This is a genomic window from Mucilaginibacter sp. A5337 (assembly GCF_059690695.1).
Map to the genome: position 1 here is coordinate 515,746 of NZ_JCAWEC010000001.1, position 15,200 is coordinate 530,945.

Here is a 15,200-nt window from a genome sequence, read left to right on the forward strand (position 1 = left end):
ATGATTATTGATTGTGTGGTTAAACAATGATCAAATATGAATGAAGGCGCTGTTAAGAAGTGTTATGTGTCGATAAAGTGTTCGATGTTATCGATGAACCTTTATTTTGCGTCGCTTATTTCTTTGAGATGAGTTTAAAATTGGAGAATTTAACATATGAACGGTGCGGCCCGTAGGTGCTGTGATAAAGGCCGATCTGTAAAGGATTGCCACTTAAATCAGGTCTTGAAACCGGACTTCCGGGCAGGTCAGCCCAATGTACTCCGTCGCTGCTGCTCCTGATGTAAAACACATCGCCTGATTTTTGGATCTGTAAGTAGCGGTTATAATTCCAGCCGGTTTGTGTATTGGTTTGCATCCGGTCGCCGGTTTTATAATTGGTAAGCATGTTTCCGCAATTCCAGGCCGGGAAAATACTATTCTGGATCAGGTTTTCGCTGCCCTCAGCGCCGGGTTGTTTGGCTTTCCGTACCATCAAGCCCATATCGCTGTTACCGGCTACCTTTTTTTCTTTAAGGCCGCTTACATCAGTTACTTCTACCTCGGCCACAAAATCGCCTGAAACGTTGCTGTACAAAAATGGGCCGTAAGGCAGGTTTCCATCCCAGTTTGAGCCTTTTGACTCTAATGTGAGCATGTTATCGCTGATAAAAGCCTTGCCCTCCCGCTTATCGCCTCCACCAATTAAACCGTTCCATATAGTGTCTGCGGTACCGTCAGCTACAAAATCCTTTTTAACCGGGAACCCATCCATAACGACATTAAACAATGCCGAAGATGTACTTACCGGCAAAGCCGCTGTTTTCGGACTTACGTTACCGTAGTTATCCTTTACTTTAAAAGAATAGCTGTAGTTTTTATCTGGCTTAAGCCCGTAGCTGATATAATGCGAATCAGCCTGCCAGCCGCTTGATTTACTGCTATCCACCTCATTGATAAAATCATACTGAAGATTTGATTGCACTGAAGCATATTCAGGTGCCTGCATCTCAACCATATCTGGCGTTACGGCTTTGGGAACAACTTTAAAAGTTAACGATCCGGCTACAGGTGAGTGATAGTTCTGCTTCCAGGCACTACTTAACTGCTTGATTTCTGTCGATGACAAACTGTGTTTATAAACCACAAGACTATTGATAGCTCCGCTAAAATCATTCCCCAATAATAGCTCATCTTTAAGACTATTGGCTTTTGAAGTAGTTGATATCAATGCGCCATCCACATATAGTTTACTGCTATTCCCGCTAACGGTTTTAATGATATAATGCCAGTTACCTCCGCTTAAATATTTACCGGCACTGATTAAAGGTTCCGCGGATGATTTTGATTTCAGTATTGAACCATTTTGGGCAGATGTGCTTTGATAAACATTTAAAGCTATGCTGTAACCATCTTTGCTGTTGACCGAAAGATCGTTCTTAAATACAAGTGGGCTTTTACCCGTAAAATTAACAGCTACCTTCCCTTTAACATCCGTTACTTCCGCGCCTCGTCCGTCAGCAGATAGGAAAGCCCCACCCGCATCGCCGTTATTTGCCCATTTTTGAAGCGGGCCATAGTTAAGTTTTGAGGCATCGAGGTAAACAGCGATATCTGACTTTTCGGGATGTAAAGCCCATTGTTTTATTACACTATCAGCCAGCGGCCTGTCGTAAATTTTGAGGGATGAGATTGCACCCGAAAAATATGCAGAACGGTTTGTTTTAGCACCGATGATAAACTTATCTGCCGGCTGCAAAAACAGCATCTTATTTTCTGTATTGTTCAGTTCGCCATCAACAAATAATTTTTCAAACGAGCCATCAAAAGTAATTACTACCTTGTGCCATTTCCCGGCAGCAGGCATTGTTTTGTATTGGAAATCGGAAACACCGAAATGCTGTACCGCACCGGCGGTTTTATTACTTCCGAAGCCGAAAGTAGCCCCCCGATGATCCGATTCGGCATTTGTCCAGCTTAGTACCGGGTTTTCATCCCTGATCTGATCGGTGTAAACCTCATACGCTACTGTATAGCTGTTATTACCTGCAAGCGATAGCGGTACAGCAACTGATGATTTAAGCGCCTGAGTTCCGCCAAACACTAAAGCCTTTTTACCCGCCATGATATCAACAACCGGAGGTTTGCCCGATGCTGTAAAATTGCCGCCCAATTTGCCGTTATTAGTCCATTGAGTTAGTGCTTCGCCCGCCTGGAAGTTGGCGGCATCGAGGTTTACTAATAAACCGTCTTTACCTTTCTTTATAGTTTTTCCAATTTTGGGGGAGATAGTTTTAGATAATTCTTCTTTGTTTGCATCAGCGGCAGTTCCGGTTACTACCCGTTCACCATAAACTTTCACATTCCAAACTGCCTTATACAAACCGGGGTATTCTGTTCCTGTTATGGTTAACCGAATATATCGGGCTTTAGTATTCCCGGAATCTACCATCGGCGAGCCGTGCTGTTGATTTTCTCTCCTGTCAGAAAACACCTGCCAACTTTTCCCATCTGCTGATGATTCAATTAAGTATTGATAATACCAGGTGGCATATTCGAACTGGGTTAATACTTGTTGTACTGTTTTCATAGCTCCCAAATCAATGGTAAGCCATGCGGGTTTAGCGCCGTTATCGGCCGGTTTCCATAATGTACCATTATTATTATCAACCGCGAAAGAGGGTTTATAATTCTCATTATAGTAAGATGAAGCGGTTACCTTTTTCTGATAAGCCTCATCGAGAGTATTAATAGTACTTTTTCCTAATAAGCCAACGCCAAGATGGGTTGGAACAACTTTCTCGATATTACCATCCGCATCAAACACGATTTTATCCGCACAAACCTGCCGGTGATAGCCCCCGTTGGAGTGCGGGTTGTTGTGCCGGTGATATACCATGTAAAAATCATCACCAACCTGTACTACCGACTCATGGCCCGGCCCGTGGATAGTTCCATCACTATTAGTGCTCAGCACCGGGTTATTTTTACCAAATTCAAATGGCCCCATCGGCCCGGTTTTGCTGATAGCATATTGCACCCTGTAGGTGGAGTCTTCGCAAAGGCCAGATGAGTAGGTGAAATAATAGATGCCTTTCCGTTTAAACATGAAAGGTGCTTCAAAAAAATCTTTGGCGATGGTATTGGGGATCTTTGCCGTTTTGGCGAAAGTGTGCATATCCGGATTTAACAAACCTACACCGCAACCGTGGTCTGGATAGATGCCCCAGGTGCCCCAAAACATATAGATTTTGCCATCGTCATCTTTAAAAGTTTGCCCATCCAGCGTAATCACTCCGGGAATAAAATAATTGGGGATTATTGATTTGCCATCAGGCAGCAAGGGTGTCCACGGCCCTGTAGGGCTTGTTGATGACGCCCCATAAATATCAACCGGCTGGCAGTAGTACATGTAATACCTGCCGTCGTTACCGTTGATGACATCGGGAGCCCAGTAGTAATTGGAGGTAGGCCAGTTCATATCATGCATGGTCCAGTTCACAAAATCTTTGGATGTCCACACTTGCGAAGGGCCATGTCCGCCGCCGTTACCATCAGTAGTTGCGTAAATGTAATAGGTATCGCCAAATTTCCTCACGGTTGGGTCGGCAAAGTAACCGGGGATGATGGGATTGCCATTGCCCGGAGCTGTGGCCGACTGTTGCTGCGAATAGCCGGTTAGTGCTGCCATGCAGAAACACCATGAAAGAAATACTGTTAGCTGAAATTTACGCATTTTACTACTCTGCCTAATATGATTTAATTATGCGCCAGTTCATCTGTATTCCTTGCAGGCGGCTCGGCGTTAAGCAGGTGCTTTACAAAAAAGTCGCGTTTCTTTTTACGGCCGTATGGGCCGCCATCACTATGGCCCATACCGGGTACCACCAGCAAATCGAACATTTTATTGCTTTTGATCAGCGCATCCGCAAAACGGAAAGTCGATTCGGGCGGAACATTGTTATCGGCCTCGCCAACAATCAGCATCAGGTCGCCCTGCAATTTAGCGGCATTGGTAATGTTTGATTGCTGTTCATAATGCGGCCCAACGGGGTAGCCCATCCATTGTTCGTTCCACCACTGTTTATCTATCCGGTTATCATGACAGCCACAGGCAGATACCGCAGCCTTATAAAATTCAGGGTGGAACAGCAATGCACCTGCAGAGTTTTGCCCACCGGCCGATGTGCCATAAACGCCTATCCTGCTGATATCAACTTGTGGATATTTGGCCGCAAGCGCCTGCATCCATAAGATACGGTCGGCAAAACCGGCATCGGCAAGGTTATGCCAGCATACATCATGAAATGCTTTGGAGCGGTTGGCTGTTCCCATGCCGTCCATCTGTACCACAATAAAACCTAATTGGGCAATGCTTTGCATCTCGTTTACAGCCGAAAAACTTTTAGGCACAAATGAATCCTGCGGACCAGCATAAATATTTTCAATTACGGGATATCTTTTGTTAGGATCCATATTGGCAGGGCGGTAAACCACACCCCAGATATCTGTTTTACCGTCCCTCGCTTTCGCAACAAATACCTCAGGGAGTTTTACTCCGGTAGCTAAAAGACCTGTCAAATCAGTGTGCTCCAGTTCCATAATTATTTTCAGATCGGCAGTGTTTTTAATCACTATTTTGGGAGCGATGTTTACTTCCGAATAAGTATCGATATAATATTTTCTATCAGGTGAGAATGTTACGCTATGGTTACCTTTTTCCGGCGTAAGGTCGGTAAGGTTTTTACCATCAAAACCTATCCGGTAGTAGTGCATAAAGTAAGGGTCCTCACCTTCATTTTTACCGCTGCCTTTAAACCAGATCTGCCTTTTCTTAACATCAACGCTGTCAACATCGCGCACCACCCAATCACCTTTGGTTACCAGTTTTTCTTTACCGGTAAGTTCATCAACAAGGTAAATATGACGCCATCCGTCTTTTTCGGTAACCCAGACTATCTCATGTGTTTTAGCGCTGTAATAAGTGAAGATCCGTTGTTCGTAAATGAAAGTATTGGTTTTTTCGTCAATGATGTTACGGGTTTTGCCGTTGGTAATATCTACCTCAATAACCCTGAAACGCTGATGCCCGCGATCGGCCTTTTCATAGGTAAAGTAGCGGCTGTTGCCATCGCGCCAATGTAGTTGCGGTGCACCAAAAAAATCGATCTTTTCGGCATCGGTTTTTATAGCGCTTTTATCGGCGATGTTGAATATATATTGCTGGTACGAGGTAAACTCATCGCCCGGCTGATCGTACTCATGCGATTTCAGCACTGCACGCGTAGTCCCCGGTACCGAGCTTAGCAGGTAATAAACCTCTTTTGTTTTTTGGGGATCGATGCGATACCCTACCAGGTGCTTACTATCCGGCGACCAGCTAAGTTCGCCGTAAGGCTTATCTAAATTGCCATCCGTAGTTAATTTGATCTCGGTTGAACCTTTAAGCGATTTAACAATGATATTACCACCTTTTACAAAAGCCGACCATTGTTTATCCGGCGATACGGAATCGGCGGTCATACCTTCCCAGCGGTAATGGCGTACCTGCAAAGGTTTATCGTTATCATAACTTTGGTGTACGGTATCGGTAGTTTTACTGCATTGAAGCGAGGCCAGATCACACTTAAGCCAGGTATTGCTTGTTTTAAAAGTGGCCTGCTTTTTATCGGCACTTAAAAACATATCGTCAATTTTAAAGCTGCCGTCTTTTATGGTTTTGCCTGTTATTTTGCTTACCTCCGGGCTTAGCTGTCCGCTTTCAACAAACGTTTTCTTAGTCCCTTTTACGGGTTCAACAACAATGTAAGCTGTTTGGTTATTGGCAATTCTTTTACTGTACCAGAATTGATTGCCACCGGTCTGCCAGTTAGGTCGCACGTTGGTAACATACGGTACCTTTTTTAATGCAGAGTCAAGTGCATCGGCTGCTTTATAGTTTTGCAGCACTTCAGCATGGGTGGGATAATAAGGTGTAGTTTTTGTTTGTTGTGCATCCGCTGATTTGCCCGCAGCTGCTAACAAAACAGTTAACAGTAAATATTGGTGGTACCTTGCCATAAGTTATAGTGTTGCGTAAAAGTACCCAACATTGGCTAAATGATGTTTCCATAAATTAACACATCATAGCAGGCATTTAGCAAAATCGGCCCGCATCTTTGCAGATGCGGGCCGATTTGTTTCGTTATTAAAGGAGCAAGTAATCACCGTAAAACAGTAAGCACCTGTAAGTCTATCTTGTACCCAAATCTTTTTATTAAAAGAAAATGTCATTTCGATAGAGCAGAGGTGGCTATAGCGCCTGAGGGCGAAAGAGAAATCTTATACGCCCTGTATAACCGTCGTACATGGTTTAGAGCTGGATGTATTAGGATTTCTCCTCACCGCGCCCGCACATTCCCAAACTGGTTCGTTCGAAATGACATCTTCTTTTATTCGTCATAATATTTAAAAGATATGGGTAGACTATGCACTACTAAACTATCCTCTTAACGCCTCAATTTCCTGCCTTGTTTTAGGTAGATATTTACCCAATAACTGGCTGCCGGTATCGGTTATTAAAAAGTTATCCTCAATACGGATGCCGCCGAAATCGCGGTAGGTATTCAGCACATCGTAATTAATAAACTCGCTGAATTTCTTTTCGGCCTGCCAGCGGTCTATCAGCTCAGGGATAATATAGATACCCGGCTCAACAGTAAGTACATAACCGGCTTCCAGCTCACGGCCAAGCCTTAATGATTTTAAGCCAAAGACGGTTTCCTTTTTCAAAGTATCTGTATAGCCAACATATTGCTCGCCCAGGTCTTCCATATCATGGGTATCCATGCCCAGCATGTGGCCTAAGCCGCATTGAAAAAACATGGCGTGAGCGCCGGCCGCAACGGCCTCGACCGGGTCGCCTTTCATCAGGTTTACCTGTTTAAGGCCTTCTGCCAGTTTCTGGCAGGCCTGGATATGTACATCTTTGTAGCGGACGCCTGGCTTAAGCATACCGATGGCATGATCCATGGAATTTAACACCACATCATACAACTCCCTTTGGCGGGTGCTGAACTGCTTACCTACCGGGAATGTACGGGTAAGGTCGCCGCCATAGTGCATAGCATTCTCGGCGCCGATATCGCTTAGTACCATATCACCTTCTTCCAGGATATTACCGTAATAATGCGTATGCAAAGTTTGGCCATGTTTGGTGATGATAGCCGGATATCCCAAACGTGAATCATTAGCAATCGCCACTTCATGTGCTTTGGCAACCAACTCGTATTCCCTGATACCGGGGCGGGCATATTTCATTACGGCAAGTTCCATATCAACGCTGATGGATACAGCCTTTTCTATTTCGGCAACCTCCAGCGGGGTTTTGATCACTCTTTGAGCTATCACAGCTTTTACCAACTGTAATGAAACGCGACCGGCAACATCTTCCAGACTGGTGTTTAACCAATCGGCCAGCTTGATCTTATTTTCGGGGCGATAAGGCGGCAGGATATGAACCGGGCGACCACCGGTAACTGCTTTATGAATGTAATGTTTGATTTCGGCATAAGGCCTGGTTTGTGAAACGCCAACCAGCGTGGCCATTTCCCCAACCGAGGGAAGTGTTCCTGTCCAGATAATATCATCAATGGTGAGATCGTTACCGAAGATCACTTCTTCGCCGGTATCGGTATCAATAATAGCCGCCAGGCCGACTACATCAAGCCCAAAGTAATATAGAAAGCTGCTATCCTGCCTGAACAGATAAGTATTGTCTTTATAGTTCATGCTGCTCTCCTCGTTCCCTAACAAAACGATGATGCCATTACTGCCCATGCTTTGTTTTAAAACATTGCGGCGCTGTACGTAAACCTGCTGATCAAAAAATTGAAGTTTCATAATGCAAAATTAAACATGCCGGCTCTGTTGAGGAACCGGCATGTGCAAGTATAATTGAAATTTGATTATCTGATGATGTTTAACGGCTCACTATTTTTTCCATTCGCCATCAAATAAGCGCCAGATGTTTGTTGGATTGGCTTGTTGTAATGCCAATGGCAACAGCGCGTCCGGGCAGTTTTGGTAGCAAACCGGGCGTACCCAACGCTTAGCTGCATTGATACCTACCGCGGTAAAACGGCTATCGGTAGTGGCCGGGAACGGTCCGCCATGTACCATGCTGGCGCAAACCTCAACACCGGTTGGTACGCCGTTAAACAGTACCCTACCTGCAATTGAAGGCAGTAATTGAAGCAGGTTTGAATGCCCTGCAAAATCCTCATCGGTACCCATTACTGTAGTAGTAAGCTGGCCTGATACTGATTTTAATACTTTGATCAGTTCCTGTTCGTCTTTACAAGCTACCATTAATGAATAAGGGCCAAACACCTCCTCGTGCAATAAGTGATTTTCAAGGAAAGTTTCGGCGCTTACCAGTGCTATGGTTGGTTGAGCTTCGATGTCGATGGCTTCAGTAGCTGATTTCACAACGCTGGTAACACCGCTCTGCTCCAAAGCCGCATGGCTCTTTTTCTCATAAGCCGAATGAATGCCGGCATGCAGCATTTTGGCAGGTTTAACACCTTCAATACCATTACCCAATAGCTTATAGAAATTATCCAGGCCTTCGCCCTCAACAGCCAGCATTAAGCCGGGATTGGTACAAAACTGACCAACGCCTAAAGTAATGGAACCTGCATATTGCGCAGCCAGGTCGGCGGCGTTTTTGTTTAAAGTATCCGGTAAAAATATAACAGGGTTGATGCTGCCCATTTCTGAAAATACAGGGATAGGCTTTTTACGCTCTGACGAATATTGCAGCAGCGCTAAACCACCAACAGTTGAGCCTGTAAAGCCAACTGCAGCGGTATCATCTGCCTGAACCAGTGCTTTACCACTTTCAAACGAAGTACCGTGTACATGCTGGAAAACATGTTCAGGCATATTACTGCTCACTATTGCTTTTTTGATAGCCTGATAAACCATTTCAGAAGTTTCGGCATGAGCGGGGTGAGCTTTTACCACTACCGAACAACCTGCACCCAGCGCACTTGCCGTATCGCCACCTGCGGTTGAATAGGCAAACGGAAAGTTACTCGCACCAAAAACAACTACCGGTCCCAGCGGAACAAGCATCTTGCGGAGATCCGGACGGGGCAACGGTGTTCTGTTTGGCAAGGCAGTATCAATACTCGCTTCAACCCAGCTTCCTTCGCGCAGCATGCCTGCAAACATGCGCAGCTGGCCGGTTGTACGGGCGCGCTCGCCGGTTAAACGGGGTAATGGAAGGTTAGTTTCTTCAGCTGCTTTTTGAAGCAGGGCATCGCCTATTGCTTCTATTTCATCAGCAATAGCTTCTAAAAACAGGGCCTTTTGTTCGGCACTTGTTTTTTGATAAGCCTCAAACGCGCTTTGCGATTGCTGCATGATGATATTTATTTCTTCGGTGCTTTCTTCTTTGAAGTTGTTAGCCATGGCAGATATTTTATTAAAAAATGAACGGCTTACGCCATTAATATGCGAGAGCAAATATATTTAACCTTTTATGATGTGTACTGAAGATTCCTAACCAGTTATAGCAGGATTTTATCTTATTTCTAAAGCGCAACTTCAAAACAGATTAAAAAACGGTCAAGCGATTAAGTACTCAACACATAGGCAAACGTCTTGTTTACATCAATTTATAAAACCTTACCCCATGCGGCGGGATGTTACAAGACACAGCAGCAATATTTTTGGCGATATCTTTTTGCTGCCAGAGATCCCGCACTATTTTAACCTTGCCTATATGGATATTCTTAAAATCAAGCGTATACTTCGAATATTTTTCACCAAGATTGAAAATACCTATAGCTTTGCTGCCATCTGCCAGTTGCTTAACCCAAACCTGGATCTGTTTATTATTAATTACCCGCAAGGCCTGCTTGCCAGCCACATCCTGATCAATAGCTATAACCTCACGGTTTTTTAACAGGTTAAGGGTAAAATCATCAAGCTTATCCATATCGCAGCCAATAAGCAGCGGTGCCGATAACAGGCTCCATAAGCTCATGTGGGTATACTGCTCATAAGGCGTCAAATTGGTTTGGTGCAGGTTTTCGCCCCAGCCTACCCTGCCTAAAATGAGCATATCAGGATCGTTCCATCCTCCGGGCCCGGCATAGGCCGCATTATTGGTTTGACTGAAGCCAATCCCATACAAACTTTCCCAGGTATCGGTAATATCCTCAGTAGTGCGCCACAGGTTGCCGTTCATTTGCGCACCCCATTTCCAAACTTCTTTTATGCCGTACTGGCAAATGCTGTAAACGATGTCACGCTGTTGTTTCGCCAGTTCATCGCGCATTACCATGTACGGTTTTTGCTGTGCGAACAATGTGGTATCACCAGCCGTTTGATCCGAATAACTGCACAGGTCGTATTTTAAATAATCAACACCCCAGTTAAAATAAGTGGCGGCATCCTGTCCCTCGTGCCCTAACGAACCCAGGTATCCTCCACAGGTTTTAGCTCCCGGCGATGAATAAATACCAAATTTTAAGCCTTGCTGATGCAGATGAGCTCCCAACGCTTTCATATCCGGAAACTTTTCATTAGGCGCTATTTCTCCGTTTGGTTGTCTTGCCGGTGCCTGCCAGCCATCATCCACATTGATGTAGTTCCAGCCATATTCGGTGAGCCCTTTATCTACCATAGCCCTGGCCGAAAGCCTTACCTTTTCATCGCTTACGTTTAGTCCCCAGCAGTTCCAACTGTTCCAGCCCATGGGCGGGGTAAGCGCCAACAGTTTGCCCGATTTAATGGTCAATACGCGTTCGCTTCTTCCTAAATTATTGCTTACCGAAACAGATACTTTGTAATCTCCCGCTTCAGGTGCTACACCGGTTATAATACCTGTTTTATTATCAAGCACTAAGCCCTGCGGAAGATTTTTAACTGTATAGTTTAAGGGCTTTTGTCCGCTTGCCGCAATTTTATAAAGTACCGGAGAACCGGGATGCACGCCTAAAACCGAAGCCCCATTAATCATTGGTTTTAACGATGCTTTAGGAGTAAGCAAATAAGGTGCTATCTCAGCAAAAGTTTTGGTCTTGCCTGATGCCGCTTCGGTAAATTCATAAAACAGTTTAATGCCCTCACGATGCGGAAAAATAAGCGTATAAGTTTCCTTGCCCAGGGGCTGCAGGTTCGCGCTTACTGTTTTTTCGGCAATTGTTTTTTCAGTTACCTCGTCTGTGATCCGGTAGTGAAACTTCCCTGTTATATTGGTTTTAAAGCTATTGCTAACCGTTAATTTACGTATCGATTGCGCGTTGGGCAAAAAGCTGATATCGGTTTGAGTAAAGACAATGCCATCAAATTTCTCCAGCATATCAATATAAGGGCTTGCCATAAAAATACCACCAGATCCGCCACCGTCATACACTTTTATGGCGATGATATTTTCCGCGTCCCATTTAATTGCCGGATCATCTGCCGCTACGCAATAATTACGCACAGCAGGCCACTTGCTTACATATCCACCCTTATCTTCGGGGAACGCCCCGGTTTTACCGATCAGTTTGCCATTAAAATAAGTTTCATCCACATCATTAACATGCGCGAGGAATATCCGCAAACTATCGGCCCAAACCGCCTGCTTTTTTAACGATGATGGGATTGTCACATGAATCCGGTACCAGGCAAAGCCATGATAATCGGGATAGCCCTGCTCCTGCCAAACATCACCAACTTTGATGTTTTTCCATTGAGTATCGTTGAAACCGACTTCTTTCCAGGCTGTATCATTTCCGGTGGAGAACTTTGCAGTGCTCAGCTTGATAAAATTTCCGTTTTGAGCGGAAACTGCTATGGCAATAGTTAAAAGCCATAGCAGTGATAAGATCTTTTTCATGAATTGAGATAATAGAACGTTCCCGGCCTATAAACTTTCAATCGGGAGTTCGGCAACTTTATGTTTTTTGCTGCCACCTATCAAGTAATAAACCGGGATGCCTGTCAGGGTTATGATTAGGCCCGGGTATGTATAAGCGGGTTTGTATTTGATGAGCAACAGGCAAAAAGCGATACCCATAATGATATAAACTATTGGCAATACCGGGTAGCCAAAAGCTTTGTAAGGCCGCTCGGCGTTGGGCATTTTTTTGCGGAGGATAAAAATCCCGATGATGGTAAGCACGTAAAAAACTACAACAACAAAAGAGATCATATCCAGCAGATCTCCGTATTTACCACTCAGGCTCCACAGGCAGGCAAAAACACATTGTAACCACAAACCAAAGCCCGGTACCGAGTTTTTATTTAACATTCCTACTTTTTTAAAGAAAAGCCCGTCCTTAGCCATGGAGTAGTAAACCCTCGCGCCCGACATGATCAGGCCGTTGTTACAGCCAAAGGTTGATACCATGATCAGCAATGCAATGATCACCGTACCCGAACTGCCAAAGATGTGTTGCGAAGCCACCACACCTACCCTGTCCTTATCCGCGCTGGCAATATCATGCAGGGAAAGCACTCCCGTATACATCACATTGGTTAAAATATAAATCACGGTTACGATCAGCGTACCCAAAGCCAGGCTTAAACCAATATTTCTTTTCGGATTTTTGATCTCTCCTGCAATAAAGGTTACGTTGTTCCATGAATCGCTGCTGAATATGGAACCAACCATGGCCGATGCTATTGCCCCAAGGGCAGCAATGGTGGTGTATGAAGCAATGGAACCATTAGCGCTGAGGCTATGCATGCTCCAGGCATTTTTCCAGTTTTCATTCCATACCGAAGCTTTTAAAGCAAACAAGCCAAACACAATTAAACCCAACAAGCTCAGTAGCTTGGCCATGGTAAAAATGGTTTGCACAATTTTGCCGCTGTTAACACCGCGGGTGTTGATATAAGTTAAAAAAACGATCACCAAAATTGAAAGCAGCTGAGCCGGGGATACCGTTACGAAGCCCAGATCTATAGCAACAAGGCTTTCACTTAATTGCGGGATGAGGTATGCAGTGAACTTGGCAAAAGCCACGCCCACCGCGGCTATGGTAGCCGTTTGGATCACTGTAAAGAAACTCCATCCGTACAAAAAGCCAACCAAAGGACTATAAGCTTCCTTCAGGTATACATATTGCCCGCCCGCCCTCGGGAACATGGCACTCAGTTCGCCGTAACTCAGGGCGGCGGTAAGGGTCATAAAACCGGTGATGAGCCAAACAAATAGCAGCCAGCCTGCACTACCCACATTGCGGGTAATATCGGCGCTCACAATAAAAATACCGGAGCCTATCATACTGCCCGCCACCAGCATGGTGGCATCCATTAATCGCAACGAAGGCTTAAAAGAAGTGCTGTTCTCCATAATTTTTTTTAGCTAAAAGCTGAAAGCATAAAGCTTGCCATTAATGCTGTTTTATTAACTATTTGTCTCCGAAGTCGTAGAACTTCCAGCTTGTTGTAAAATCTTTAGTTAAAGCCTGGTTAGTCAGTGTGGCACGAAGCATCTCAACCGGGATCAGGTTTTCTTTAATGGCAGCATCGTGAAACTGCTTATAGGTCATTTTTCCGCTATCAACCAGTTCTTTCCTCAATTCTGTTAGTTGTAAACCACCCAGCAGATAAGCTACCTGGTAAAGCGGACTGTAGCCACCTTCAAACGAACGCCTTACTTCTCCTTCTGCATTGGCTCGTTCATGGCCCACACGGTCAACCAAAAAGTCGATACATTGCTGTGGTGTCCAGTTGCCTAAATGATAATTGAGCGAGAATATGATCCTGGCGCAACGGTGCATGCGCCAAAACAGCATACCTACCCGCTCTTCAGGAGTTTTGGCAAAGCCTTTATCGTACAACAGCAGTTCCCAGTATAAAGCCCAGCCTTCAATGGCAAACGGTGTCCCGAAATCCTGGCGATAAGCTTTGTAGCGACTGTTCATAAAATATTGCAGGTTATGACCGGGGATCAGCTCATGCTGCACAGTGCCCCTCGAAAAGTAAGGGTTGTTGCCGCGCATGCTCATCAGCCTGTCGTCATACTGCATGGTATTGGTTGGGTACGAGATACTGATCTCCTTGCCACCGGTAAAAAACGGGTTAACCAACTGCCTTTGCGGCGACATCATCACCATTCCCCAGGTTTCTTCGGCAAGCGGCGGTATCGTGATCAGGTCGCGCTCTTTGATAAAGCTAAGGGCATCATTGTATAGTTTAACAATTAGTTCGGGTTGATGACCTACCGGCACATAACTGTTTTTTACTTTTTCGAGGGCCTTTTTCCAATCGCTGCCAAAACCCATTTCCTGCGATGCTTTCAGCATTTCCTTATCGCACCAGGCAAACTCCTTATTGGCAAGCTTGATAAGCTCTTCGGGCGTGTAAGGGATCATCTCGGCCTGTAATTGGCTTATCAACTCTTCCCTGCCAATAGGCACACCTTTGATTCCGCTGCTATCGCTTTTTTGACTGGTATTCAGCTTTCCTTTGCTTATGGCCAGCTCGCTGTACCTTTCCAACGCATTATCAACGGCTTTATAAGGTTCAGGCACCCACCAGGTAAACGAAGGGTCGTATTTATTATAGAAACCAAAAAAGTCCTTTAAACGGCCTTTTAAACCCAATAAAGCAGCTTTGGTTACTTTAGCCACCGGCATATCCACCGATGGAAGTTTGTGATACGCTGTTGTATCGGCTTTAAGTTCTTTCAGGATCTTGTTCAAATCGCCTGCAATCTTTTCACCATCCACAAATGTTCCGCGACGACGTTTTTGTTCAAGCGCGTATATCTCATCGGCAAATGAAATATATTTGGCGGCCTGGCTGTACAGGCCTTCTTCCTTCTTCAGGTCTTTCAGATCAAAGTTAATACGCTTTTTCAGCAAGATATAATCAACCTTGCCGTATATGCTCAGGGCATTAAAGTCTGTTTGCTCCAGTTGCTTCAGGTAATCATTATCAACCTCAATTAACCTTTTACGCTGTTCGGGCGAGTTAAGCACATCCTGTTTGTACTGATCTTCGCCGCGCTCGTTAACGTTATAGGGCGAATAAAAGTCGCGGATGGCATTCATATCCTGCCCGTACCTGATGATGGTACCGGCTACTTCGCTGCTTTGCTCATACAAATTGCCGGCCGGAGCAGTTTGCGCATTTGCAGTAAGGGCACCAAAAGTAAGGGCATAAAGGGCCAAACCTTTTATGGTTGTTTTAGTATTAATAAGCACGATATATTGGGTTTGAGGTAAAAAGAT

The 15,200-nt window shown here is 44.9% G+C and carries 7 protein-coding genes; all 7 read right to left on the reverse strand.

Translation table 11 applies throughout. The annotated features are described in order from the left end of the window. Positions 1 to 115: 115 nt before the first annotated feature. The 7 genes from AC59JO_RS02325 to AC59JO_RS02355 all read right to left on the reverse strand — a co-directional run bounded on the left by AC59JO_RS02325 (position 116) and on the right by AC59JO_RS02355 (position 15,173). Complete coding sequence (locus tag AC59JO_RS02325; protein WP_497303113.1) at positions 116 to 3,670, reverse strand: family 43 glycosylhydrolase; 3,555 nt, start codon at positions 3,668 to 3,670, stop codon at positions 116 to 118. Between the two features lie 68 nt (positions 3,671 to 3,738). Next, positions 3,739 to 6,039 (reverse strand): S9 family peptidase, encoded by a 2,301-nt coding sequence (locus AC59JO_RS02330; protein ID WP_497303115.1) that lies wholly within the window; start codon positions 6,037 to 6,039, stop codon positions 3,739 to 3,741. Positions 6,040 to 6,459: 420 nt separating this feature from the next. Beyond that, positions 6,460 to 7,860, reverse strand: coding sequence for an aminopeptidase P family protein (locus AC59JO_RS02335; protein ID WP_497303117.1), 1,401 nt, complete (start codon positions 7,858 to 7,860; stop codon positions 6,460 to 6,462). 90 nt (positions 7,861 to 7,950) lie between these two features. Beyond that, positions 7,951 to 9,435: an aldehyde dehydrogenase (NADP(+)) gene (locus tag AC59JO_RS02340; protein ID WP_497303119.1), complete on the reverse strand. Its 1,485-nt coding sequence runs from the start codon at positions 9,433 to 9,435 to the stop codon at positions 7,951 to 7,953. A 196-nt stretch (positions 9,436 to 9,631) separates the two neighbouring features. Continuing rightward, complete coding sequence (locus AC59JO_RS02345; protein ID WP_497303121.1) at positions 9,632 to 11,854, reverse strand: putative Ig domain-containing protein; 2,223 nt, start codon at positions 11,852 to 11,854, stop codon at positions 9,632 to 9,634. Positions 11,855 to 11,881: 27 nt separating this feature from the next. After that, positions 11,882 to 13,315 (reverse strand): APC family permease, encoded by a 1,434-nt coding sequence (locus AC59JO_RS02350; RefSeq protein ID WP_497303123.1) that lies wholly within the window; start codon positions 13,313 to 13,315, stop codon positions 11,882 to 11,884. 58 nt (positions 13,316 to 13,373) lie between these two features. Next, positions 13,374 to 15,173: a DUF885 family protein gene (locus AC59JO_RS02355; RefSeq protein WP_413669023.1), complete on the reverse strand. Its 1,800-nt coding sequence runs from the start codon at positions 15,171 to 15,173 to the stop codon at positions 13,374 to 13,376. Positions 15,174 to 15,200: the final 27 nt, after the last annotated feature.